Source organism: Ehrlichia canis str. Jake (assembly GCF_000012565.1).
GTDB classification, from domain to species: domain Bacteria; phylum Pseudomonadota; class Alphaproteobacteria; order Rickettsiales; family Anaplasmataceae; genus Ehrlichia; species Ehrlichia canis.
The window spans coordinates 1260615-1285421 of sequence record NC_007354.1 but is presented as its reverse complement, the minus strand read 5'-3'; the positions used below and the strand labels follow the sequence as shown (position 1 = coordinate 1285421).

Sequence of the window (24807 nt, the reverse complement as noted above, 5' to 3'; positions counted from 1 at the left end):
AATTGTACTATGTGTAATTCTTTCAATAATAAAAAGCACATTGGCATGACAAAACTTTAATATACTAAAGTGTTTGTTAAAACCTTAGATTCATTATGTGTTATTAACACGAAACAAAAATTAACTTAAAGAAGACCTTGTCAAACTTATTAGAGAAGACATAGATCTCCCTTACTGAAGTTTTTAAAAAATCAATAACATTCAATTATTGAGCAGAATCTTTGTTATCTATTACTTTTGTGCAACTTAAGCATAAATTTAACATATCTTCATTTAATACAATAGATATATCATCTTTGTTTAGGTATAACCTATGATCTGAATGATCTAATGAAGCTTCAAATTTCCCTGACTTATGCTCTACCAGACCATATGGTTGTTGTGCTTCATATTTTTTATATGAGAAAACAACAGAATACATACCTTCATCAATGTGTTGATCATGATACAATGGAACTGAAGGAGGAAGTATGGTGATTGTGAACTGAGAAATAAAGTTTTGATTGATAAAATTAGAAACAGAGAATGCATCATCTTCTGTATTATCAAATATATTAATCATATCCATTATCTTACCTAATACTAAATAGTATAATGCAATCTATATCAATTACTACAAAAAAGCAACATATTAAATCTTGTACTATTTAATTTTGTTGTATATTTAATTTCTTAAAGCAAAAGGTGAGTAACTTAATTGTAGGCGTTAAAAGAATTTAAATTTCCTACTATTGAGTATTATTTGGTTTTATATCTATTATATAATGTTATTAGTATTATGGAGTTTGTATACCAAAATTACACAATACTATATTGCTTATGCGATATTTGGGTTTATATGCAGTTATTATTTATTTCTATGTATTGGTTATTTTGATTTTCTTCTGACATGTAGTATGGGATTTAGTGAGAAATGTTTTATTTTAAAAATAATCATTTGTGATTTCAATTGTGTAATAAGTTTGTACTTATATGCTAAAAAGTGTATAATGAATAAACAATACTTTGCTAAATTTGCTTTTTTATCATATTATTAGTATGTTTTTATATAATTTGATAATTGTGTTTGTAGATTAGTAACATTTTTAGTATTTATCTAAGTTATATAAGTTTTTTTTCTAGATAAATTGAATTATGAAGTATGAGATTGTAAAACTTTGATTATATATATTAGAGTTATTAATACCTAGTTATATAAGCTTATTGTATTTTTTATGTGTATTATACAGTATGTACAATCATTTTTCGCTAGTGATTTTTTACAGATTTTATATGCTTTTTTAATAAGTGAAACACACGTGGTCTAAGAACTTATGAGATTATTTTATTAAAGAAAAGTCTTATTCTTAGTGCTGATAGATTGATAAAATATTATGGTAATTTATTTTTCAGAAGAGTATGTTCCAGAATATTGGTAATAATCTTCTTGGGTTACCACTTACATTTAAATATTTATGAAGATTTAACAGCTGATACTATAGGGCAATAAGAAACGTAATAATTGAAGATATTTTGCTTTAACTATAAAACTGATATTTTATATGTTGTTTTGACAAATCACATTATAAAATCTTACTCTTAATTATCATGACTTTGTAAAATATGGTACTATGCGTTATTCCTTTTTCTTTGATATAGGTGTCTGAGAAGACATTGTTAAAGTTTTTTACTCAATAGTATTGAAGCATTTCTTTAGTAGGATTATGGGTTGGTTGATTAATATCTCATGGATATTACCGTAGGATAATTGGTAATGAATAGGTATTGTGTAGTGGTACTGTAATGATATTCATTTTTGTTAGTACTTCAGCAGTAGTCAAACTTAATATTGGAATATTTTGGTATTGAGGTTAGTGTTAAGGTATTTGTATAGTAGATTAGTTAATATGGTTTTATTATTTTTTTGTTGTTGTAATAAAAAGTGAGATTTATATACTTTGCTAATTGTTAATAAGTGTTTTTATGTGCTTTGGATGTGTTCATTGATAACAGATAGAATTATTTACAATTACTTGACTTGGCATAGCTTGTTGTAGTAAATTATCATGGTTTACCTTGTTATTAATGGTTATTAAGATGAATTACAAAAGATTTGTTGTAGGTGTTACGCTGAGTACATTTGTTTTTTTCTTATCTGATGGTGCTTTTTCTGATGCAAATTTTTCTGAAGGGAGGAGAGGACTTTATATAGGTAGTCAGTATAAAGTTGGTATTCCCAATTTTAGTAATTTTTCAGCTGAAGAAACAATTCCTGGTATTACAAAAAAGATTTTTGCGTTAGGTCTTGATAAGTCTGAGATAAATACTCACAGCAATTTTACACGATCATATGACCCTACTTATGCAAGCAGTTTTGCAGGGTTTAGTGGTATCATTGGATATTATGTTAATGACTTTAGGGTAGAATTTGAAGGTTCTTATGAGAATTTTGAACCTGAAAGACAATGGTACCCTGAGAATAGCCAAAGCTACAAATTTTTTGCTTTGTCTCGAAATGCTACAAATAGTGATAATAAGTTTATAGTACTAGAGAATAACGGCGTTGTTGACAAGTCTCTTAATGTAAATGTTTGTTATGATATTGCTAGTGGTAGTATTCCTTTAGCACCTTATATGTGTGCTGGTGTTGGTGCAGATTATATAAAGTTTTTAGGTATATCATTGCCTAAGTTTTCTTATCAAGTTAAGTTTGGTGTCAACTACCCTCTAAATGTTAATACTATGTTGTTTGGTGGGGGTTATTACCATAAGGTTGTAGGTGATAGGTATGAGAGAGTAGAAATAGCTTACCATCCTACTGCATTATCTGACGTTCCTAGAACTACTTCAGCTTCTGCTACTTTAAATACTGATTATTTTGGTTGGGAGATTGGATTTAGATTTGCGCTATAGAGTTATTGTGTTGAGAAGTTAACTGGCGGATTTTTTTCAAATTTAGTGTTGATTGTATTATACTTCAATCTAAATGTTATTTGATTATATATAATCTATAAGTGTGTGTTTTGTGTATTACGATTATGCTGTTATATGTCTTTAAAATGAGTCTTAGAACTGTAATAAGTGACTTTAATTACTTGTATGTATGAGTAAAAGTGTAGAGTTGAAGACTTTATAGTTTTGCATTTATGTAAAATGAGTGTTGTTGTGGGTTTTGCTATATAAAAATCCTAAAGCTTTCTGTGTGTTAGTACTGCTGTCATGGTATCTTAATTTAATTGACTAAGTTTTGTTCTGTTAAGTTGGTGACTTCTTTGACTTTAGAATAAGAATGTAACTTTAATGTTTATATATTTCTGCTAATCTGTGTAGAAGGTGATTCATAATAAGATATGAGATTGATAACTACATGTAAATTATCTTTGGATGTATGATTGCTAATAAGCTCAACAATTAGCTAACAATTACAATGTGTGTAATATATAACTGGTTTCAAAATAATATAATTGTTAGCTACTTTACCATTGATATAACTTAGCTTTTAGTGTTACACTGGATTACTGTGAAAGTTATAAGCTAAATTAAAAAGTAAACCTGCCTCCAAGCTCTAGTCCGAAGTGGCATATGTTTAATGTTACTGTTGTAAACTGTGTGCCTTTAATTTCTGTTGCTCCAGCAGGAGTTATTGCAGGAATGTCTTTAAATTCATTACCTATAACTCTGTGAAAGTGTCCTCCAACAAAAACAGATGCTTCTGGGCTTATGGAGTAACTTACACCTAATTTTCCTTGATAAGAAATTTTAGGATTTGTAGTTTCAAACATCGAAACTAAGTCACTACCAATACCTGCACATATATATGGAGAAAATGGCATGCTGTCGATTGTTATATCATAACATGCGTTTATCATAAGTGATATGTCAAGTAATCCTTCATTTTTTAGGAAGACAAATTTATTTTGATGACCGGCTTGTGGCATACCTCCGGTGTGTCTTGATAAAGCGCAATATTTGTGAGCATCGTTCTTGTAACTGTTACCTTGGTTTTTTACATCAAATATTTCGTAAGACACTTCAAACTCTACCCTTGGACCACCCATTGAGTAGCCAATAGCTCCTGCAAACCCTAAAAATGGATTGTTTTCATATTTAAATGAATAATTTGAAATGGAGAATATTGTACTTGGGTCTATTGTGTGGCTGCTGCTTGCATCCTTTATTGTTGCTCCGTCCCAATCTTGTTTTAATCCGAAAACTCCAGTTGTTGTGTTTTTCTCTTCTTTAACTGAAAATACGCCAAAGTGTGAGGCACTTGGCATATACTTTGCACTAATGTAAAAGTTACCATTTATATTATCTTCATGTATTGATTCAGAAAAAGATACGCTAGGTAAGAAAGACATTAGTGATATCAATGCACTTGCTATGAAAAATCTTTTGCAATTCATATTATTATAACCTAATAGTGACAAATAAATTAAAAATAGTAGAAGTGCAGAAGAAAAGCAAGTCAGAATATATATTTTGGTATAAAATACTAGTGATTTTTGTAAGAGAAATTTAATATATTATATAAGATTGGTAATAAATAAAATATTTGAAGATAAGTTTTCCGTGAGGATATTACCTTCTGTTGTTTAGTCATAAATAGCGAGAAAAAACTTGAGAAGCATAGAAGATAAATTTGGTCCCCCCCCCCCCTCTTATTGCTACATTCTTTTGCCACTATTTTTCTTTTTTTGTATGTAGCAATAATAAAAACAAGTTTAGATCATTTTTAATATGTGGCAACAATAAAATTAGAAGTTAAATCTTCCTCCAAGTTCTAAACCAAAGTGACACACATTTAGTGTTACTGTTGCAAATTGTGGTCCACTTATTGTAGTTGAGTTACTAGGTACTATTGCAGGAATATCTCTAAACTCATTACCTATGATCCTGTGGAAATGCCCACCGATGAAAACAGAGGTTTCCGGATTAATAGAGTAACTAATGCCCAGTTTTCCTTGGTAGGAAATTTTAGGACTTGTAGCTTCAAACATAGAAATCAAATCAGTACCAATACCTGCGCATATATAAGGAGAAACAGGTACTTTGTCATTTATTATATCATAACATGCATTTATTGCAAGTGATATGTCAATTAACCCTTCGTTTTTTAAGAAGACAAATTTATCAGCTTCCATGGCTGCCGATGTGTGATGAGATAGAGCGCAGTACCTGTGCGCGTCATTTTGATAATTGATATTAGGACTTTTTACGTCGAATGCTTCATAAGATATTTCGAATTCTATTCTTGGGCCACCCATTGAGTAACCGATAGCTCCTGCAAACCCTAGAAATGGATTGTTCTCGTATCTGAACGAATAGTTTGGAACAGTAAAGTCAGCGTGTTTATTCTTAAGTATTGGACTTCCATCCCAATCATGTTTTAATCCAAAAACTCCAACAGTTGATTTGCTTTCTTCTTTAGCTGAGAAGCTACCAAAATGTGAGACACTTGGTACATACTTTCCACTAATATAGAAGTTACCACCCATGTTACCATCTTGTATAGTATCAGAAAAAGATATGCTTGGAATAGAGTACATTAATGATATTAATGCAGTTGTTATAAGAATTTTTTTGCAATTCATATTACACCTAAAATAGTGAAAATAAATTAACAATAGTGGAAGTGCAAAGTAAATACAAGCCAGAATATATATATTAGTATAAAACATTAGAGATTTTTGTAAGAGAAATTTAATATATTATATAAGATTGGTAATAAATAAAATATTAGAAACATATTTTCCTGGAAGCATTGAGTTGTGCTATTTGAATATAGTAAAGAATATTAGAAGAATAGAAGGTAAATTTAGTCCCCCCCCCCCCTCTTATTGCTACATTCTTTTGCCACTATTTTTCTTTTTTTTGTATGTAGCAATAATAAAAACAAGTTTAGATCATTTTTAATATGTGGCAACAATAAAATCAGAAGTTAAATCTTCCTCCAAGTTCTAAACCAAAGTGACACACATTTAGTGTTACTATTGCAAATTGGTTTTCTGGAAGATTTGATCCACTAGGAACCATAGCAGGGATGTCTCTAAATTCATTACCTATGACTCTGTGAAAGTGTCCACCGATAAAAACAGAGGCTTCTGAACTTATACTATAACCTAATCCTAGTTTTCCTTGGTAAGAAATTTTAGGATTTATAGCTTCAAACATGGAAACAACATCAGTACCAACACCTGCACAAATATAAGGTGAAAAAGGCATTCCTTCAATTATTATGTCATAGCATGCATTTATCATAAATGATAAGTCAATTAACCCTTCATTTTTTAAGAAAACAAATTTGTTACTTGCGGAGGACATGCTTGTTGCTGAACTATGATGAGATAAAGCACAGTATCTGTGTGCGCCGTTCTTATAATTATTGTTCTGATTTTTCACATCGAATGTCTCGTACAGAACTTCAAGTTCTATTCTTGGGCCACCCATTGAATAACCAATAGCTCCTGCAAACCCTAAGAATGGGTTGTTTTCGTATTTAAACGAATAATTTTGAACTGTGAATATATTTTCTGGAGAAGAGTTAGATATTGTACCTCCATTCCAATCATGTTTTAATCCAAAAACTCCAACAGTTGAGTTTCTTTCTTCTTTAGCTGAGAAAACACCAAAATGTGAAACACTTGGTACATATTTTCCACTGATGTAGAAGCTACCAGTGTTATCGTCTTGTATAGTATCAGAAAAAGATATGCTTGGAGCATAGTACATTAATGACATTAATGCAGTTGTTATAAGAATTTTTTTGCAATTCATATTACACCTAAAATAGTGAAAATAAATTAACAATAGTGGAAGTATAAAACAAATACAAGTCAGAATATATATTCTAGTATAAATTACTAGTGATTTTTGTAAGAAAAATTTAACATATTATGTAGAGTATTAATAAACAAAGCATTGATAAACACACTCTACAGTAGTGAAGCTAAGTGTACATTTCATTGTAAAGAGATAAAAGACACAAGAAGTTTTGTGAGAATAAGCTTGGTAAACTTGTACTGTCATATTGTTAGGTAATTTTCACTACTATTTTTTCTCTTGTATACAGCAGAGATAAAAAAACAATTTTAGCTTCGTGATATGTGTACCACGAAATTAGAAGTTGAACCTACATCCAAGTTCTAATCCAAAGTAGCATACATTTAATGTTACTGTTGCAAACTGTGGTCCTACTATCTCGTCTGAGTTAATAGGTACCATGGCTGGAACATTTTTAAACTTATTATTTATAATTTTATGAAAATATATACCAAAAGAAACCGAAGACTCTGCACTTACGAAGTAGGCCAACCCTAGCTTTCCTTGATAAGAAATTTTAGGATGTGTAGTTTCAAACATGTGAATTAAATCAGTACCAATACCTGCACATATGTAAGGAGAGAGAGGTATATTTTTGCTTGCTGTTTCATAACATATGTTTGTCATAAATGATATGTTAAGTAATCCTTCATTAATTAAATATACAAATTTGTCAGTTGCACTAGTCATGTCATCATCCGCATCATCTTGATGAGATAAAGCACAATACCTGTAAGCACCGTTTTTGTAATTATCACCTGGATTTTTCACATCAAATGCTTCATAAGACATCTCAACTTCTATTCTTGGACTGCCTATCGAGTAACCAATAGCTACTGCAAACCCTAAAAACTTGTTGCTTGCATACTTGAATGAGTAATTTCGAATGGTAAAATTATCATCTGGACTTTGACTAGATATTGCATCTCCTGCCCAGTTTTCTTTTAAGCCATATACTACAGTTGTCTTTTTTTTCTCTTCTTCAGCTGAAAAAATTCCAAAATGAGGAACACTTGGCATGTACTTTCCTGATATGTAAAAATTACCATACATACTGTTACCATATACTGGGTTAGAGTATGAGACATTAGGTAGGAAGTATATGGATGATATCAATGCACTTATTGTGAAAACTTTTTTACAATTCATATTTACACCAGAAACAGTGAAAGTAAATTAACAGTAGTAAAAATACAAATTAAATACAAGCCAAAGTATAGCTTTTAGTATAAAATACTAGTGGCTTTTGTAAGGGAAATTTAATATACTACGTAAAATTATTAATAAGTAACATTTATACTACTTTTAGTTGAGTATCAATGACAATGAAAAACATATGACTTTTCTAATATTTAACTTTCTAATTTATTACTAACTATTTCTCTCTTGCGTTTATAAACCACAGAAGCAAACTAGTACTATTTTTAACATGTACAATAGAAGTATTAAAAGAAAAATCTACTTCCAATCTCTAACCCGAAATGGCACACATCTAATGTTACTGTTGCAGACTGTTGTACTTTAATGTTTGATCCATCAGGTAATAGAGTAGGAATACCTTTAAATTCATTACCTATTACTTTATGAAAGTGCCCACCTGCAAAAACAGAAACTCTTGAGTTTATAGTATAGTTTAAACCTAACTTTCCTTGATAAGATATTTTGTTTTGTGTTGTCTCAAACATAGATATGAGATCAGTACCAATACCTGCACATATATAAGGTGAAAAAGGCATTTTTTCAGTTGTTATGTCATAACATGCGTTTAACATAAATGAGACGTCAAGTAAACCTTCATTTTTCAGAAGTACAAACTTATCAGTTTTTGCAGTGTACCAATCTCCGCTATTTCCATCACTGCATATGTGACTTCCATGAGATAAAGCGCAATATTTGTGAGAGTCATTTAAATAATTGTTTCCTGGGTTTTTAGTATCAAATATTTCATGTGATACTTCTAGTTCTATTCTTGAATTGCCTATTGAATAACCAATAGCTCCTGCAAATCCTAGAAATGGGTTATTTTTGTATTTAAATGAATAATTTTGAACCTTAAGACTCTTTGCTGTATCATTATTGTTTATACTATTATGTGATAATCGTTGATCTAACCCAACTAATACCTTAGTAAAACTTTGTTCTTCTTTAGCTGAAAAAATTCCAAAATGTGACGCTGTTGGCATATATTTTCCACTAATGTAGAAGTTGTGAATTGTACTGGCACGTGCTGGACTATAAAAAGGTATAAAATGTGTAAAGGAAGTTAATAATACTAATGCAGTTACTGTAAAAGTTTTTTTATATTTCATATTTACACCAGAAACAGTGAAAGTAAATTAACGATAGTAAAAATACAGTCTAAAACAAATTAAACGACATTTTTTAATGCAAAATGTTAGCAGTTTTTGTAATAGAAATTTAATACATTACAAGATAAATTCATTAAAAACCTCCTGCTGACTATTTTGTTTATAACAGCAATGAAAATGAATTAGATTTTGATATGTGTGGTAATAGAATTAAAAACTGACCCTGTACCCAAATTCTAACCCAAAATGACATATACTCAACTTTACTATTGCAAATAGATTATCTGGAGCGAGTCCTCCAGCAGTTAATAGAACAGGAACTCTAAACTCGTTGTTTGTTACTTTGTGAAAGTGCACACCCATAGAAATGTTAGCTTCTGGGCTTATTGGATAATTAAAACCTAATTTTCCTTGATAAGCAGCTTTATGGTTTATAGCGTCAAACATGAATATTAAGTCAGTACCAATGCCTGCACATATGTAAGGTGAAAAAGGCATTCTTTTGTTTATTATATCATAACATACATTTAACATGAGTGATATGTCACTTAATCCTTCATTTTTGAGAAAAACGAATTTACCACTTTTCATTGTTTTACTGGAATCATTGGATAAAGCACAATACTTATGTGCATCATTGTTAAACTTATCTCCTGGATTTTGTACATCGAATGTCTCGTATGATACTTCAAATTCTATTCTTGGACTACCTATTGAATAGCCAATTACCCCTGCAAATCCTAAAAATGGATTATTTTCATATTTAAATGAATAATTTGGGATATTAAAAGCTGCATGTTCTTTATCAAGGATGATACCACCAGTCCATGATTCTTTTAATCCAAAAATTCCAGTTGTTGTGTTTTTTTCTTCTTTAGCTGAAAAGTTCCCAAAATGTGAAATACTTGGTACATATTTTCCAATAATGTAAAAGTTTCCTGTAGTATTGTTTTCATGTATTGGTTTGGAGAAAGATATGCCAGGTAAAAGAATTGTTAGTGATACCAATGTAGTTGTTATAAGAATTTTTTTACAGTTCATATTATTCCTAGAATAATAATAGTAAATCAAAAATAGTAAAAGTATGAAATGAGTACAAGTTAGAATATGGCTTTTTATATAAAATACTGATGATTTTCTTAAGAGAATTTTAATATATTTTATTATTTGCACAGAAAAAAAAGATAGCTTTAATCACTTATGTATACTGCAAGTGTACTTTTACAGCATAGTTAAAGAAGAATATTTATAGTGCAACAATATACATAAAGACATAAGGGAAAACTTGAAATAACTTCACATTTTCCCTATGATATGAATTGCTAAAATTTTCTTTGTTACTACTTATTAGGTGTAACAAGAAATAAGTTAGAAGGTGAACCTCATTCCAATTTCTCCGCCAAAGTATCCAACGTCAAGAGTTACTGAAGCAGATGTGGTTTGAGGAGCATCATTTAATACTACAGGAGTTATTACAGGTATCTTCTCAAATTTATTACCAATAACGCCATGGTAGTATCCACCAATAAATGCAGAGACTTCTGGTGTGATAGGGTAACTAATACCTATTTTTCCTTGGTAAGCAAATTTTAGATTGAGGTCTTTAAAAATAGTGATAAGATCTGCTCCTATACCTGCACATGCATATGGTACGAAAGATACTCCTTCAGCTGTAATGTCATAGCAAGTATTAACCATCAATGACATAAAAGTTATGCCGTCATTTTTAAGTACTACATATTGCTGATCTTCCATTGCATCTTTACGAGATAATGCAAAATGTTTATAGTATTCACCATTATCAGTATCATTGTTATCGGTGTTTTTTGGATTAAATTGTTGATATGCAGCTTCAAGTTCTATTCTTGGTCCGTCCATAGAGTAACCAATACTTCCTGAAAATCCTGATATTAAGTTATTTTGAAAATCAATGCCTGGAGCTACTCTTGTAAAATCGTCTTTTTTTGTTATATCACCATCTTTCTTTAGTCCGAAAACTTTTTTAGTGAGAGAATTTGTTCCATTAATAGGAGTTTCTTCAGCAGAGAATTTTCTAAAGTGTGATATACTTGGATTGTACTTTGCACTAATGTAGAAGCCTTCTTTGTTATCATTAGTTCTTGAACCTACAGGATCTGCAAAAGACTGATATGGTAAGATTGACATTAATGAGATTAACGCGCTTCTTACTAGAATTTTCTTATAATTCATGTTAATAAACCTTTTATAAAAGATAATAAAAGTTTAAGAATAATAAAAGAAGTAAATAAAAGCAAGTCTAGAATATAAAATTTCTTTCAAGTTTACAATAAAAGTAATTGATATTTAAAACAATTAAAATAAAAACTTTAATAGAAACCGTAATTAACTTTATCAGTTAGTTAATAAAAACATTACTAGACTTACTTACTATAGTTTTACTACAACGCCTATTTTAGGCATATGGAAGCTGTATTTAGGCTTTTATTACATTAATTTTAGGTAATTAGTTTGACAGTATGAATGTTATAAACATACTTAGTATGTTCACTTATTATATTATAACATATCTTAATAGATATTGCATGGTAATTTAACTAAAGTTTTTTTCTATAATATCTTAGGTATTTTATTTAAAATATTTATAATGTGGTGCAAATCTTTTTATTTTAAACTGAGAAACTTAAGAAGTATAAAAATTTACATCTTTGTGTTTAATAGCGCATTAAATAAGTGAGAAACTAACAAAAAGTTTCTCATTATTCAATGATTTAAATAATTAAAATGTCAATCTTGCACCAATTTCACCTCCAAAATAACCAATATTAAGTGTAGCAACTGCGGATGTAATTTTAGGTATACTTGCAAGTTCAGCAACATGTTGGACATTTAAATTTTTAAATTGATTGCCCATTACTTTATGGTAATATAAACTAGCAAAGAGACTAATGTTAGATGGTAGAGAATAAGCAATACCTAGCTTGCTTTGATATGCAAACTTAATGTGTAATACATCGAAGAATTCTATAGCATCTACCCCTGCTCCTCCACATATGTAAGGCGATATTGACAAATTGTTCAAAGAGAAATCGTAGCAAACATTTACTATAACAGATATTATAGATAATCCATCATTTCTCATTACAGTGTGAAAAATACTATTAGAAACTTTTTCTTTAGGTGTAAAACTATTACCTTTCATTTCACGTGCTAATGCAAAATAGCGATAGGCATCACTTAGTGTATAGCCTCCAGGGTTTTTAACATCAAATTCCTCATAAGAACCTTCTATTTCAACTCTTGTACCTTCAGCAAAGGTGTAACCAATAGTTCCATTGAAATTGACAGAATTATCTTGAAATACAGCTGTATAGGGGATAGTAAAATTTGATGGGTTACTAATACCTACACTGGCATCAGTCTTGGTTTCAATAGAGTCAACATCTTTTTTTAAAGCTATAAGGTTTTTAGTTATGACATTGGTTTCTTTAACTGAAAAATTACTGAAAACAGAAACACTGGGTTTATATTGTCCACTGATATATAATCCGTAGTACTTTTTAGCGTTATTGTTTATGGCCTTTGAGGAAGATATATTAGGTAATGACAATAAGCATACTAATACTGTGTTTATTATAGTAAATTTGAGTTTATTATTCATAAAATTTCCGTATTTGTTTGTAGTTAAAATATAAATCTTATGCCAATTTCACCACCGAGGTAGCCAATATCAAGTGTAGCAATTGCAGATGTAACTCTTGGATACTCTTCTAAAGTATTAACGTATTGAACAGGTAAATTTTTAAATTTATTGCCCATCACTTTATGATAATATCCATCTGCAAATAAATTAACATTGGGAGATACAGAATAAGTAACACCTAACTTACCTTGGCAAGCAAACTTAATATGTAATGCATTAAGAAATTCTATAGCATCTATACCGATGCCTATACACATATAGGGTGACAAAGATAAACTTGGAAAAAAGAAATCATAGCAGCCATTTACTGTAGCAGAAGAAATAGATATACCATCATTTCTCATAACAGTATAATGTGTTCCTGTGTTATTATCTTTTGGATAAATGAGACTAACATGCATTTCACGTACTAGAGCAAAATATCTATAAGCATCTTTTATTTTGGTGTACTCACCAAGGTCTTTAGCATCAAATTTTTCATAAGAAAACCCCATTTCAATCCTTAATCCTTTAGAATAAAAGAATCCAAGTGCACCGCTAAGACCAGCAACATTATCTTGAAATTTTGGAGTATAAAGAACTGTGAAATTTTGTGGTTTGCTAATACCTGCGCTATTTCCAGTATCAACTTCAATAGAATCAATGTCTTTTTTAAGCGCCATGAGTTGTACTGTATGAACATTGGTTTCTTTTGCTGAAAAATTGCTAAAAACAGAAACACTAGGGTTATACTGTCCACTGATGTATAATCCAAGTTTATTGCTGTTTGTATTTTTTGCGAAAGAAACATGAGGTAGAAATAACATGTGAAATAATACTACACCTGCTGTCATTAGTTTGTATTTTTTGTACATAAAATTTGCCATTTTTAGTTATAATTAAAATATAATTCTTATGCCAGCTTCACTACCAAAATATGCTATATCAAGTGTAGCAACTGCAGATGTGACTTTTGGATTATCTTTAAGTTCATGTACATGTTGGACTTTCAGGTTTTTAAATTTATTACTTATTACTTGATAGTAATATACATCAATAAATAAGTTGATTTTACGTAATAGTTGATAACTAATTCCTGCCTTGCTTTGATAAGCAAATTTCACATGTAAAGCGTCAAAGAATTCTATGGCATTTATACCCATTCCTCCGCATAAATAAGGTGATATAGGTAAATTATTTAAAGAAAAATCGTAGCAAATATTAACTATATTGGATAAGATAGATAACCCATCGTTTTTCATTACGACATGGTAAATTCCACTACCTTCTTTTTGTTTTGGTTGGAATAGAGAAATATTTATTTCACGTGCTAAAGCAAAGTATCTATAAGCATCTTTTACTGTAGTATACCCTGTGGGATTTTTAACATCAAATTTTTCATATGATAATTCTATTTCAATTCTTGGACCTTCAGCAAAAGCATAACCAATAGAGCCATTGCAGTTAGTATGGTTGTCTTGAAATTCTGCAGTATAAGGGATTGTAAAGTTAGATGGGTTACTAATACCTGCTGTATTACCACCAGTATCAATTTCAACAGAATCAACATCTTGTTTAAGAGCTATGAGATGTTTTGTATGAAAGTTGGTTTCTTTAACTGAAAAATTACTGAAAACAGAAACACTGGGTTTGTATTGCCCGCTAATATACAAACCAGAATGTTTTTCGTTATTTACTTTTGAAAGAGATATATTAGGTAATGACAGCATGCATGTTAAAAATATAAATCTTATTAAGAATTGACTTTTATTATTCATAGAATTTCCCATGTTTAATTGTATTAAAGTGTGAGTCTTACTCCAATTTCACCTCCAAAGTATCCAACATTGAGAGTAGCAACTGCAGATGTAATTTTCGGGTTCTCTTTAAGTTCACCTATATATTGGACTTTTAAGTTTTTAAATTGATCACCTATTACTTGATGGTAATATCCATTTGTAAATAAACTAATGTTGTCTGATAATTGGTAAGTAGCTCCTATTTTACTTTGCAAAGCAAGTTTAAGATGCAGTGCATCAAAAAATTCTATAGCATCTACACCTATTCCTGTACAAAAATAAGGTGATATTGATAAATCATTGAGAGGTAGATTATAGCAGCCATTTATCATAATAGATAATATAGATAACCCATTATTTCTCATGACTGTGTAATATGTTTTACTTATATCATGCTCCTCCTTAGGACTAAGATGCTTATTATCATTTTTTTCTTGTCCCATTTCACGTGCCAATGCAAAATAGCGGAATGCATCATTTAAAATATAACCACCAGGATTTTTGGCATCGAATTCTTCATAAGAACCTTCAACTTCAATGTTTAGTTGTTCAAAAAGTGAATAACCAATAGCTCCACTGAAGTTGAAGGCATTGTCTTGAAATTCTGCAACATAAGGAAGATTAAAATTTGTTGCTTTGCTAATGCCTGTAGCACCATTACTGATGTTCATAGAAATAGAATTAACATCTTTTTTAAGAGCTACTAACTGTACTGTATGTGTATTTGTTTCTTTTACTGAAAATTTGCTAAAAATGGAAACGCTGGGCTTATATTGTCCGCTAACATATAATCCAGAATGTTTTGTACTATTGCCTATGAAGTTTGAGAGAGATGTGTTAGGTGATGATAATAAGCATATTAACGATGTACATATTGTAAAGAACTTACTCTTGCTATTCATAAAATTGTTCCATGTTTATATATTAAAATATGAATCTTACTCCAGCTTCACAACCAAAGTATCCAATATTAAGTGTTGCAACTGCAGATGTAACTTTAGGGAGTGCTGCAAGTGCACCTACATGTTGAACGTGTAAATTTTTAAACTTGTTGCCTTTTACTTTATGGTAGTATCCATCAATAAATAATCTTACTTCAGGGAATATTTGATAACTAATGCCTACTTTACCTTGATAAGCTAGCTTAACATGAAAGCCATTGAAGAATTCTATAAAATCTCCTCCTAGTCCTGCACATATGTAAGGTTCTGCTTGTATATCATTTAGTATGACATTGTAACAGCCATTTATCATAACAGATGAGATTAATAACCCGTCGTTTCTCATTACAGTAAATTTTTGACTTGTAGGAATATTATTACCATCCATGCCACGTGCTAACGCGAAATATCTATAGGAGTCTGTAGTAGATCCTTCAGGATTTTTAACGTCAAATTCTTCATAAGAAGCTTCTACTTCAATTCTGAAGTTTTCTGAATAAAAGCATCCTATTGCTCCACTAAAGCTCATTGCGTTATCTTGAAATTCTGCAACATAAGGAAAGTTAAAACTAGTATTTGTGTTAATACTACTGTTATTAGTTACTTTTATATCTTTTGTTAGCCCAACTAATTGCACAGTATTACAATGTGTTTCTTTGACTGAAAATTTGCTAAAGTGGGAAACTCCTGGCCTGTATTGCCCACTAATATACAGCCTAGGTTTAAAATGTGTATAATTATGTACTTCCATAGAAGAGGCATCAATTGGCAATAGTAGATTTATCAATAGAGACATACCTATTAAAAAAAAATTTCTTTTATTATTCATAATATTCCTTTAAAACATAAGTCTAATTCCAACTTCTCCACCGAAGTAACTAACATTAAGTGTAGCAATTGCAGATGTAGCTTTAGGTGCTTCTGTAAGCTCAACTACATGTTGAACATTTAAATTATTAAATTGATTACCTATAACTCTATGGTAATAACAATCGATAAATAAATTTGTTCTAGTGGAAAAAGAATAGCTAATACCTAGTTTACCTTGATATGCTAATTTAATGTGTAAAGCATCAAAAAATTCTATAAAGTCTCCTCCGATACCAATGCAAACATATGGTGATATTTCTAGCTCTTTTAAAGAGAGATCATAACAACCATTGAATATAACGGAGGTAATGGATACTCCATCATTTCTCATGACAGTATATTCCCCATTATCGTTGGGATGATTACCACTTGTTTTTCTAGCTAATGCAAAGTACCTGTAAGTATCTTTTATTATACAATCTCCAGGGTCTGTAACATCGAACTCTTCATAAGAGCCTTCTAGCTCAAACCTTACACCTGTGCTATCAGAATAACCAATAGCACCGCTAAAGCTAATGATGTTGTTTTGAAATGTTACTTTATAAAGAGTATTGAAATCTGTATTAGTTGTTAAATTTTTAGTAGATATTGCGTCATGTCTTAATCCTATTAATGCTTTAGTGAAATGATCAGTTTCTCTAACTGAGAACTTATTAAAATAAGAAAATCCTGGTTTATATTGACCACTTATATATAGTCTAGAATATTTATCAGTATCATTGTTGATTACTTCTGAAAAAGATATGTTAGGTGATAATAATAAATAAGCTAATGTTGTTCCTACTGTAATAATTTTCTTTTTGTTCATAAAACTCCTTAAAATATAAATTTTAATCCAAATTCACCACCAAAATACTCAATATTAAGAAATGCTGTTGCAGAAGTCACTTTAGGATCTGTAGTTAACTCATTAACAACATGTTCAACATTTAAATTTTTAAATTGGGAATTTATTACCTTGTGGTAATATCCATCAGTAAATAAAATTATGTTAGAAGATAATGAATAACTGATACCTATTTTACCTTGATAAGCAAACTTAAAACGTATAGCACTAAAAAACTCTATAAAATCTCCACCAAACCCTGTGCATATGTAAGGTGACACCTTAGAATCATTTAAAGAAATATCATAACAACCATTAATTATAATAGATACAATAGATATGCCGTTATTCTTTATAATTACATATTTGTTTTCTTTAGGAGAACTTAGATAGTAAGAAGTTTTTTCTCTAGCTAAAGCAATGTACCTATGAGCATCTATTGTTGTATAATTTCCTGGGTTTTTAACATCAAATTCTTCGTAAGATCCTTCTATTTCAATTCTTGGACCATTGTTAGCAATATATCCAACAGCTATGCTGAAACTCGCAAAGTCGTCTTGAAATTTTGCAGTATAGGGAACGTTAAAATTGTTATTATATTGTGTGGTCTCTTTATTACGTAAAATAGAACTAATATCTTGTTTTAGCCCAAACAATGCCTCAGTGTTAGTATAAGTTTCTTTAATTGAAAAGTCACTAAAATGGGAAACGCTTGGTTTGTATAGTCCGCTAATATATAATCCAGTATGTTTAGTATTATATGTAACATTACTTGACTCTGAAAAAGATTGAATAGGTAAGCATGCTGCTAAACATATTAATATTGATCCTAATATAGAAAATGTTTTTTTACTATTCATAAGAATTTTCCTGATTATTTAATATATTTTTTGCCAGAATTTTATTGCTGAAACTCTTGGTACTTTTGTTATGCTGATTTGTGATGGAATACTTAGTATATAACTTATGTTGATGGATGAAACTTGTTGTATATGTAGCATTGAAAAAGTTATGACTTTTATAAGTGGATTTATAGTATGATTCATTAGAGTTTTTTTGTGTTACATTATATTTTATAAAGTACAAACTATTAAAGTTTAATATCCTATCTTTGATGTTTTTGGTATAAAAGTACATTTCATAAAAACTCTGTGTGCTTTTAAATTTTGAGCACTTATTGTATAAGGTATACAAATTAATATTGTGAAGAACTGCAATATTATCTTTAACATTTATTAGTTTTTTTGTGATACTACTCAAAATAAGCTTATATAACTTGGTAATGCATATGATAAAACTGTTATGATCTTGAACATTATTTAAAATTGATAAGATAATGTAATCAGTGAGAATGGATGGTGAAAACATTGGTTCTATAATTTTTGCTTTGTGTATCATGTAGGTTGCCATATATGTTACCTTAGAGTATAAACCTTATTCCAACTTCACCACCAAAGTAGGCAACATTAAGTGTTGCTATTGCAGAGGTTACTTTAGGGAAGGTATCAAGAGCAACAGCATGAATAACATTTAAATTTTTGAATTGATTACCTATGACCTTGTGATAATACATATCAGCAAATATGTTAAACCTAGAAGATAGTGAATAGTTAACACCTAACTTACCTTGATACGCAAGTTTGATATATAAAGTATCAAAGAATTCAATAAAATCCTCGCCAATACCTGCGCATATATAAGGTGACACTACTAAATTATAAAAAGACATATTGTAGCAACCATTAATCATAACTGATGCAACAGATAATCCACTATTTTTCATAACCACATATTTATTATCAGATGGATTACTACTTGTTGCTTGACGTGCTAAAGCAAAGATAACAGCATTTGTTGATTGATAGTTTTTAGTGCTTTTAACACCAAATTTTTCATAAGAAATTTCAATTTCAAATTTTAAACCTTCAGGATAAGAATACCCAATAGCTCCACTGAAACTTGCAGCATTATCCTGAAATTTAGCAGTATAAATACCTGAAAAATTAGTTTTTTCTATAATATGATTCTCATTTTTATTTGTGTTTAAACTTACTAATTGTTGAGTAGCGATGTTAGTTTCTCTTACTGTAAAGCCACTAAAATGAGAAACAGCTGGTCTATATTGCCCTGTAAAATACAAACCGTTAACATTACTACTTATATCACTATGATTTATAACTGAAAAAGCTTTAATAGGTAAAGATGAAAACAATGATAATAGAATTGTTCCTATTAGGAGAGATTTTTTGTTATTCATAAAAATTCCTTTTTTTAATTGTTTTTAAAACACAAACCTTACACCAACTTCACTTCCAAAATAACCAATTCTGAGTTTAGCTCTTGCAGAAGTAATAGTAGGTGCATCTTGAAGTTTGTATATATACTTGACATGTAAATTCTTAAATACATTATCCATAACCTTATGATAATGGCCATTAGCAAAAATACTGATAGAAGGAGATACAAGATAGCTAATACCAAATTTACCTTGATAGGCAAACTTAATATGCATTGTTTCAAAAAGTGTTATAAAATCTCCTCCAATACCTGCACATACATAGGGTGATATTTTTACATTACTAAAAGCAATATCATAACAACCATTAATCATAACTGATAAGATAGATATTCCATTATTTTTTATAAAAGTATAGTATGACATGTTACTGCGACTATGATCTGATGGATAAATGTTTCCAGGTTTCTTGTCACGTACTAAAGCAATGTACCTATTAGCGTTTTTTACTGGGCAATTCTTACAGCTTGCAACGTCAAAGTTTTCATAGGAACCTTCTATTTCTAATCTTGGCCCTTGACCTGAATAGTAACCTATTGCTCCACTAAGATTTATTAAACTATTTCTAAATTTTGCACTATAAGGGGTATTGAATTTTGTATTATCTTTAAGTACATATTCTGTAACATGTGTAACATCATTTGCAAGGCCCATTAATTCTACAGTTTTGTGACTATTTTCTTCTATTAGGAAGTTTTTAAAATAAGGTATACTTGGTTTATATTGGCTGCTTATATACAAACCAACATTTTGTGTAATTTCATGATCATGTATATATAATGTGAATGATTGAAATGGAAAAAGAAGTAACAGAAATGCTAATATTATATTTATAAAATTAAGCCTTTGTAACATAGATATAACCTTATTTAGTTAAATATGAACCTTACTCCAACTTCACTTCCAAAATAACCGATATCAGTATTGGCAAGGACAGTTATAGCGTCTAGAAAAGCATTGATATCAACTGAATATTGTGTGAGTAAATTTTTAAGTTTATTCCTCATAACTTTATGGTAGTACACATTGAAAAATAGCATAACATTACTATTTATTAGATAACCTAATCCTATTTTTCTTTGGTATAAAAGTTTAAAACGCATGTCATTGAAGAATCCTGTAGAACATATACCAACTGCTGTACATAGATGTGGTAATACTGTAGTATTGTTAATCAAAATATCATAACAAATGTTAACTATAGCAGATGTAATAGATAATTTATTATCTGTTGCAATAGTGAAGTTTTGAAAATCTTCATTATACATTTTGTAAGAATATTTACTTAGATTTGCCTTTAATGAATCATTGTCTTTTATATGAAATTCTTCATAAGAATCTTCTACTGCAAACCTTAATCTTTTGAAAAAATAACCAATGATGAATCTGAAATTAGTAGTACTATTTTCAAGTTGCATATTGTAAGTAATAGTATTATTACTTAAGTTTAAGATATTAATTTTTTTCTCCTTAGAATTATTTTCTTGTATTAAATAGTTACTGATCTGAGAAATGCTTGGTTTATATTGACTGTTGATATGTACACTTAAGAGTTTTATACTTTTTTCTATATTACCTATTAGTATTGAAAATGATACTCTAGGTAACAGTAAAAAGGCTAATGCTATTGTGTATTTTATTACATAATTTATTATGTTATACATATAGTCCCTTTAACTTCTAAAATATAAAACTTAAACCAATTTCACTACTAAAATGTTCTAAATCTAGAGTTAATAGCGCAGTAACATCTTTGTCCTCTGGACTATTATCTGTTCTTTTTAATGCAACAGGTTGAATAAGTGGTAAGAATTTAAATTTGTTTCCTATAACCTTGTGATATTGCCCACTAATAGACAAGACTAACTTTGGAGTGATAGGGTAACTTATACCAACTTTTCCTTGATAAGTAAATTTTACTCTCATGACATCAAAGATTTCTATAAAATCTCCGCCAATACCTAAGCATATATATGGTGTGAAATTTTTAAATTTTGTTTCGCTACATAAATTTATTATATTAGATATAATAGATATACCGTTATTTTTTGCTACAGTATAATTATCTTCATTTGGGATAACACCGAAATTGGATGTACGTGGTATAGCAAAGAACTTGTGTCCTTCTCTAGAGTGGTAATATGCAAGACGTTTTGTATCAAAGTTTTTATAAGAACCTTCGAACTCTATTCTTAGATTTTTTACTAACAATCCAATGGATAAAGCCAACCCTGATAAATCATTCTCATAAAACTTATAAGAATCTTTGTGATATAATACAGAAAAATTGTAATTATGTTTTAAAAAATCAAAATTAGTGTTTGGTGCTATTATATCAAATCCAATAGGATCTTCTGTATCAAAATCTGTTTCTTTAATATGGAAATTCTTAAAATTTGAAATAGTAGGTTGATATTTTATTGTGATATAAGACCCATGTATATTATTGTTTTTATCTATTGAAAATGCAAACCCAGAAAATAATAACTGAGCTAATGATATTATAAAACTTAAATAATATAACTTATACATAAATACCACTCACTATTATGAAATAAATCTAATGCCAATACTACCAGCAAGGAAAATCATATTCAGTTTTGCTAACATGGTAGTAAATTCTGAATAAGCAGTTGCATTATCACCAGAAGGCATAGATACACTTATGTCTGTAGGATAATCCACTAGCAAACCGGGAAATTGATTATTCATATATCCATGAAAGGATCCATCTACAAAAAACGTTAAATTTGGAGATATAGCATAACTTAGACCAGCTTTAGCTTGATAAGAGGCCTTTAGCCTTGTTTGACCTAAGAAATCAATAAAATCTCCCCCAACTCCGAGACATAAGTAGGGGGCTATTTTTTTTGCTATTTTTAAAGTAAAATCATAGCACGTATTAACTAAAAAAGATGATAAAATAATGCCAGTATTTTTCATACAATGATAGTGTACAGGTTTTGTTTTACCTTTATAAACTACAGTTGCTATAGCAAAGTACTCAGTATCATAATTATAACCAGTAGGAGCTTTGATGTTGAATTTCTCATAAAAAGCTTCAAGTTCTATCCTAAGGTTATTTATTGAGTATCCTACAATACCACCTACTCCAAGTAAGTTGTCTGTATATGTGGGATTATAACCTGGAATGAACTTATTACTATCCTTTAATGTATTTAAAGTTGTTGATCCTCCTGTTGCATAGTGTAAAAGATTTTGTTGCTCTTGCGGTAAGGAAAATAAACCTCGAACTTCTGTTGAATAGGAAAACAAATAGTCTTTAGTGTGTGAAATAGCAAGTAGATTGAATGTGCTATCATCAGCAATTGAAAATCTATTAAAGTGTGGTGTGCCTGGCTTATATTGTACGCCTATATAGAAGTGACCTATACTTTTTCCAATTTCGTGCACAAAATAGTTATTATTAGTTGCAAAGGACAATGAAGGAAAAAGAAATATAATACATACTAATATAAAAACCTTTGCATAATTCATAACTTAAACCTTAATAACTGCAACTTAGAAAGTAAAAATATGCCCTACTCACACAAAAACAATTGGTAATATTGTGATGCTTACTGAAGTAATAGTTAGCAGAAAAATTTCTTAAACTATCTGTCAATACCTTATAATTAAGAAAAATATTTTTGAAATCAAATAAAGCAATTGTGGAAACCAATTTTGAAAGACTTGTACGTAAGTAATATATTACCTGACTATTAGAATAGTCGTTTGAAAACTTTAAAAACCAACCAATACTAGAAATTTTTTTTAATTTCAACAAGATGTACTTGTAATTTAAATGTTTTAACTGACTCTTAATAGTATTTTTATTTAACCTAGATAATTTTTTTATAGGTTGCTCGTTATATTCTATATCAATAGAATTGTGTAAAGAATATGGCAATGCTAAAAGCAGTAGAACTTCATTTTGTAATACTTTGTTATTCATAGCATAACCTTTTTACATATTTACTTAATAAGTAATAAACACACTAAAATATTATTTTATACTTATATACATATAAAGACAAATATAAATTTGTCAAAAAATATTTTTACAATATAAACTTTATTCCAACACTTCCACCATAATACCCAATACTTAATATAGCTGATGCAGTCGTATGTACGTGTGGTGGTTGTTGTGGTGGTGATGTATTAGCATTATAGTTTAAAGGAAGCTGCTCAAATTTTTTACCGAATAAACCATGGTAATAAACCTCTGTAAAGACTGACATTCTATGAGAAATAGGGTAGCTAGCTCCTAGCTTGCCTTGATGTGAAAACTTTGTAGTGTATTTACTTAGAAAATCTACTATATCTATTCCAAACCCTAAACATGAATATGTTATTATATTATGTGCAGGTATGAGTACATCATAGCAAGCATTAATTAAAGCTGAAGTGGTTGAAATACCATTGTTTATTAAAGTAACATGTCTATACCCTTGCGTAGATGACGGTGGAGCAAACTTTAGTGCAAAATATTTCTCGAATCCAACTCTTTTATGTCCTTCATTTTTTAGCTGGAAAATTTCGTGGGAAATTTCTGATTCTATCCTAAAATTTTTATTGTAGTAATAGCCAAATATTACAGAGAACCCTAACCTATTATTATCATAATGTGGATTGTATTTTATGGTAAAATTATTTACCTCTTTAGTGCTGTCCAATGGGCTACCTATTGCATCATATTTCAGTGCAAGCACTTCTACAACATCTGACTTACTTTCTTTGATAAGAAGATTTGATAGATGATGCCTAGCTGGTTTATATTGAATACCAAAATATACAAGATTGTGATCGTTTAAAACCAATGCTGAAGAAACATGTGATGTAAATAATATTAATGCAATATAAAGAAGGGAAAGTTTATTATTCATGCAATCTAAACCTTAATAATTTTCAAGTAACTACACGTTTACAACTATAAGTAAATATACTAAAAATTAATTAAGTCAACAAAACTAATTATTATATTTTTACAACATATTTTAAATGTTATTGAAAGTGTAGCATATAATGATTCACAATAGTTGCTTATCTTATAAAAGGAGTGTTTAAAAAAAGTTGTTAAATACAGTCAAATAATAGATGATGTTTATTAGAATATATCTTGAGTGGTTGGTATATGTGATTCTTGTACAAAATATAATGTGATTTTATTTTAATAAATAGCTTTTTTACTCGTTTATTTTTAATCAGGTAAATGCAAAAAGCTTTGATTTTTAAGTAATATGTTTATAATTTTCATTATCTGAGTTAGTAGAAATAATTGTGTTATTGTAAAAGAGCAGA

At 29.4% G+C, this 24807-nt stretch carries 24 protein-coding genes; 1 reads left to right on the top strand and 23 read right to left on the bottom strand.

Annotation, left to right across the window (positions count from 1 at the left end; translation table 11 throughout):
- Positions 1-205: 205 nt before the first annotated feature.
- A complete protein-coding gene (locus ECAJ_RS04715; protein WP_011305023.1) occupies positions 206-568 on the bottom strand; it encodes a hypothetical protein in 363 nt (120 codons plus the stop codon).
- Positions 569-2076: 1508 nt separating this feature from the next.
- Between ECAJ_RS04715 and ECAJ_RS04710 the strand changes: the two genes are divergently transcribed.
- Complete coding sequence (locus ECAJ_RS04710; RefSeq protein WP_231243039.1) at positions 2077-2892, top strand: P44/Msp2 family outer membrane protein; 816 nt, start codon at positions 2077-2079, stop codon at positions 2890-2892.
- 626 nt (positions 2893-3518) lie between these two features.
- Here the strand turns inward: ECAJ_RS04710 and ECAJ_RS04705 are convergent.
- The 22 genes from ECAJ_RS04705 to ECAJ_RS04600 all read right to left on the bottom strand — a co-directional run bounded on the left by ECAJ_RS04705 (position 3519) and on the right by ECAJ_RS04600 (position 24392).
- Entirely contained in the window at positions 3519-4385 is an 867-nt protein-coding gene (locus tag ECAJ_RS04705; RefSeq protein ID WP_011305021.1) for a P44/Msp2 family outer membrane protein, read from the bottom strand.
- Between the two features lie 89 nt (positions 4386-4474).
- Positions 4475-4663, bottom strand: a complete 189-nt coding sequence (locus ECAJ_RS05065) for a hypothetical protein (protein WP_155799215.1) — start codon at positions 4661-4663, stop codon at positions 4475-4477.
- Between the two features lie 73 nt (positions 4664-4736).
- Positions 4737-5573: a P44/Msp2 family outer membrane protein gene (locus ECAJ_RS04700; protein ID WP_011305020.1), complete on the bottom strand. Its 837-nt coding sequence runs from the start codon at positions 5571-5573 to the stop codon at positions 4737-4739.
- A 340-nt stretch (positions 5574-5913) separates the two neighbouring features.
- The gene (locus ECAJ_RS04695) at positions 5914-6756 is read right to left on the bottom strand and encodes a P44/Msp2 family outer membrane protein (protein WP_011305019.1); all 843 of its coding nucleotides are present in this window, start codon (positions 6754-6756) and stop codon (positions 5914-5916) included.
- A gap of 342 nt (positions 6757-7098) precedes the next feature.
- On the bottom strand, positions 7099-7950 hold the full coding sequence (locus ECAJ_RS04690) for a P44/Msp2 family outer membrane protein (RefSeq protein WP_011305018.1): 852 nt from the start codon (positions 7948-7950) through the stop codon (positions 7099-7101).
- Positions 7951-8246: 296 nt separating this feature from the next.
- A complete protein-coding gene (locus ECAJ_RS04685; protein ID WP_011304941.1) occupies positions 8247-9110 on the bottom strand; it encodes a P44/Msp2 family outer membrane protein in 864 nt (287 codons plus the stop codon).
- A gap of 210 nt (positions 9111-9320) precedes the next feature.
- On the bottom strand, positions 9321-10151 hold the full coding sequence (locus ECAJ_RS04680; RefSeq protein WP_011304940.1) for a P44/Msp2 family outer membrane protein: 831 nt from the start codon (positions 10149-10151) through the stop codon (positions 9321-9323).
- Positions 10152-10478: 327 nt separating this feature from the next.
- Positions 10479-11321: a P44/Msp2 family outer membrane protein gene (locus tag ECAJ_RS04675; protein ID WP_011304939.1), complete on the bottom strand. Its 843-nt coding sequence runs from the start codon at positions 11319-11321 to the stop codon at positions 10479-10481.
- A gap of 547 nt (positions 11322-11868) precedes the next feature.
- Positions 11869-12750: a P44/Msp2 family outer membrane protein gene (locus ECAJ_RS04670; protein WP_011305017.1), complete on the bottom strand. Its 882-nt coding sequence runs from the start codon at positions 12748-12750 to the stop codon at positions 11869-11871.
- A gap of 23 nt (positions 12751-12773) precedes the next feature.
- Entirely contained in the window at positions 12774-13646 is an 873-nt protein-coding gene (locus ECAJ_RS04665) for a P44/Msp2 family outer membrane protein (protein WP_044262236.1), read from the bottom strand.
- 24 nt (positions 13647-13670) lie between these two features.
- Positions 13671-14549: a P44/Msp2 family outer membrane protein gene (locus ECAJ_RS04660; RefSeq protein ID WP_011305015.1), complete on the bottom strand. Its 879-nt coding sequence runs from the start codon at positions 14547-14549 to the stop codon at positions 13671-13673.
- A 23-nt stretch (positions 14550-14572) separates the two neighbouring features.
- Positions 14573-15472, bottom strand: a complete 900-nt coding sequence (locus tag ECAJ_RS04655; protein ID WP_011305014.1) for a P44/Msp2 family outer membrane protein — start codon at positions 15470-15472, stop codon at positions 14573-14575.
- Between the two features lie 22 nt (positions 15473-15494).
- The gene (locus ECAJ_RS04650; RefSeq protein ID WP_011305013.1) at positions 15495-16340 is read right to left on the bottom strand and encodes a P44/Msp2 family outer membrane protein; all 846 of its coding nucleotides are present in this window, start codon (positions 16338-16340) and stop codon (positions 15495-15497) included.
- A gap of 9 nt (positions 16341-16349) precedes the next feature.
- Positions 16350-17189, bottom strand: coding sequence for a P44/Msp2 family outer membrane protein (locus ECAJ_RS04645; protein WP_011305012.1), 840 nt, complete (start codon positions 17187-17189; stop codon positions 16350-16352).
- Positions 17190-17197: 8 nt separating this feature from the next.
- On the bottom strand, positions 17198-18067 hold the full coding sequence (locus ECAJ_RS04640; protein WP_011305011.1) for a P44/Msp2 family outer membrane protein: 870 nt from the start codon (positions 18065-18067) through the stop codon (positions 17198-17200).
- A gap of 560 nt (positions 18068-18627) precedes the next feature.
- Positions 18628-19464 (bottom strand): P44/Msp2 family outer membrane protein, encoded by an 837-nt coding sequence (locus ECAJ_RS04630; protein WP_011305009.1) that lies wholly within the window; start codon positions 19462-19464, stop codon positions 18628-18630.
- A gap of 24 nt (positions 19465-19488) precedes the next feature.
- Complete coding sequence (locus ECAJ_RS04625) at positions 19489-20358, bottom strand: P44/Msp2 family outer membrane protein (protein ID WP_011305008.1); 870 nt, start codon at positions 20356-20358, stop codon at positions 19489-19491.
- Between the two features lie 14 nt (positions 20359-20372).
- Positions 20373-21167, bottom strand: a complete 795-nt coding sequence (locus ECAJ_RS04620) for a P44/Msp2 family outer membrane protein (protein WP_011305007.1) — start codon at positions 21165-21167, stop codon at positions 20373-20375.
- 16 nt (positions 21168-21183) lie between these two features.
- Complete coding sequence (locus ECAJ_RS04615) at positions 21184-22035, bottom strand: P44/Msp2 family outer membrane protein (RefSeq protein ID WP_011305006.1); 852 nt, start codon at positions 22033-22035, stop codon at positions 21184-21186.
- Between the two features lie 15 nt (positions 22036-22050).
- Positions 22051-23001: a P44/Msp2 family outer membrane protein gene (locus ECAJ_RS04610; RefSeq protein WP_011305005.1), complete on the bottom strand. Its 951-nt coding sequence runs from the start codon at positions 22999-23001 to the stop codon at positions 22051-22053.
- Positions 23002-23011: 10 nt separating this feature from the next.
- Positions 23012-23458 carry a hypothetical protein gene (locus ECAJ_RS04605; RefSeq protein ID WP_011305004.1) on the bottom strand — a complete coding sequence of 149 codons (447 nt, stop codon included), beginning with the start codon at positions 23456-23458 and terminating at the stop codon, positions 23012-23014.
- A 106-nt stretch (positions 23459-23564) separates the two neighbouring features.
- Positions 23565-24392, bottom strand: a complete 828-nt coding sequence (locus ECAJ_RS04600; protein ID WP_011305003.1) for a P44/Msp2 family outer membrane protein — start codon at positions 24390-24392, stop codon at positions 23565-23567.
- Positions 24393-24807 lie beyond the last annotated feature (415 nt).

Bases quoted from the DNA above. Each gene is read 5' to 3' on its own strand.
- ECAJ_RS04650 (WP_011305013.1), bottom strand. From the start codon at position 16,340: ATGAATAATAAAAGAAATTTTTTTTTAATAGGTATGTCTCTATTGATA.
- ECAJ_RS04710 (WP_231243039.1), top strand. From the start codon at position 2,077: ATGAATTACAAAAGATTTGTTGTAGGTGTTACGCTGAGTACATTTGTT.
- ECAJ_RS04660 (WP_011305015.1), bottom strand. From the start codon at position 14,549: ATGAATAATAAAAGTCAATTCTTAATAAGATTTATATTTTTAACATGC.
- ECAJ_RS04685 (WP_011304941.1), bottom strand. From the start codon at position 9,110: ATGAAATATAAAAAAACTTTTACAGTAACTGCATTAGTATTATTAACT.
- ECAJ_RS04700 (WP_011305020.1), bottom strand. From the start codon at position 5,573: ATGAATTGCAAAAAAATTCTTATAACAACTGCATTAATATCATTAATG.
- ECAJ_RS04705 (WP_011305021.1), bottom strand. From the start codon at position 4,385: ATGAATTGCAAAAGATTTTTCATAGCAAGTGCATTGATATCACTAATG.
- ECAJ_RS04695 (WP_011305019.1), bottom strand. From the start codon at position 6,756: ATGAATTGCAAAAAAATTCTTATAACAACTGCATTAATGTCATTAATG.
- ECAJ_RS04680 (WP_011304940.1), bottom strand. From the start codon at position 10,151: ATGAACTGTAAAAAAATTCTTATAACAACTACATTGGTATCACTAACA.
- ECAJ_RS04715 (WP_011305023.1), bottom strand. From the start codon at position 568: ATGGATATGATTAATATATTTGATAATACAGAAGATGATGCATTCTCT.
- ECAJ_RS04655 (WP_011305014.1), bottom strand. From the start codon at position 15,472: ATGAATAGCAAGAGTAAGTTCTTTACAATATGTACATCGTTAATATGC.
- ECAJ_RS04615 (WP_011305006.1), bottom strand. From the start codon at position 22,035: ATGTATAAGTTATATTATTTAAGTTTTATAATATCATTAGCTCAGTTA.
- ECAJ_RS04620 (WP_011305007.1), bottom strand. From the start codon at position 21,167: ATGTATAACATAATAAATTATGTAATAAAATACACAATAGCATTAGCC.
- ECAJ_RS04690 (WP_011305018.1), bottom strand. From the start codon at position 7,950: ATGAATTGTAAAAAAGTTTTCACAATAAGTGCATTGATATCATCCATA.
- ECAJ_RS04630 (WP_011305009.1), bottom strand. From the start codon at position 19,464: ATGAATAACAAAAAATCTCTCCTAATAGGAACAATTCTATTATCATTG.
- ECAJ_RS04605 (WP_011305004.1), bottom strand. From the start codon at position 23,458: ATGAATAACAAAGTATTACAAAATGAAGTTCTACTGCTTTTAGCATTG.
- ECAJ_RS04625 (WP_011305008.1), bottom strand. From the start codon at position 20,358: ATGTTACAAAGGCTTAATTTTATAAATATAATATTAGCATTTCTGTTA.
- ECAJ_RS04645 (WP_011305012.1), bottom strand. From the start codon at position 17,189: ATGAACAAAAAGAAAATTATTACAGTAGGAACAACATTAGCTTATTTA.
- ECAJ_RS04600 (WP_011305003.1), bottom strand. From the start codon at position 24,392: ATGAATAATAAACTTTCCCTTCTTTATATTGCATTAATATTATTTACA.
- ECAJ_RS04675 (WP_011304939.1), bottom strand. From the start codon at position 11,321: ATGAATTATAAGAAAATTCTAGTAAGAAGCGCGTTAATCTCATTAATG.
- ECAJ_RS04670 (WP_011305017.1), bottom strand. From the start codon at position 12,750: ATGAATAATAAACTCAAATTTACTATAATAAACACAGTATTAGTATGC.
- ECAJ_RS04640 (WP_011305011.1), bottom strand. From the start codon at position 18,067: ATGAATAGTAAAAAAACATTTTCTATATTAGGATCAATATTAATATGT.
- ECAJ_RS04610 (WP_011305005.1), bottom strand. From the start codon at position 23,001: ATGAATTATGCAAAGGTTTTTATATTAGTATGTATTATATTTCTTTTT.
- ECAJ_RS04665 (WP_044262236.1), bottom strand. From the start codon at position 13,646: ATGTACAAAAAATACAAACTAATGACAGCAGGTGTAGTATTATTTCAC.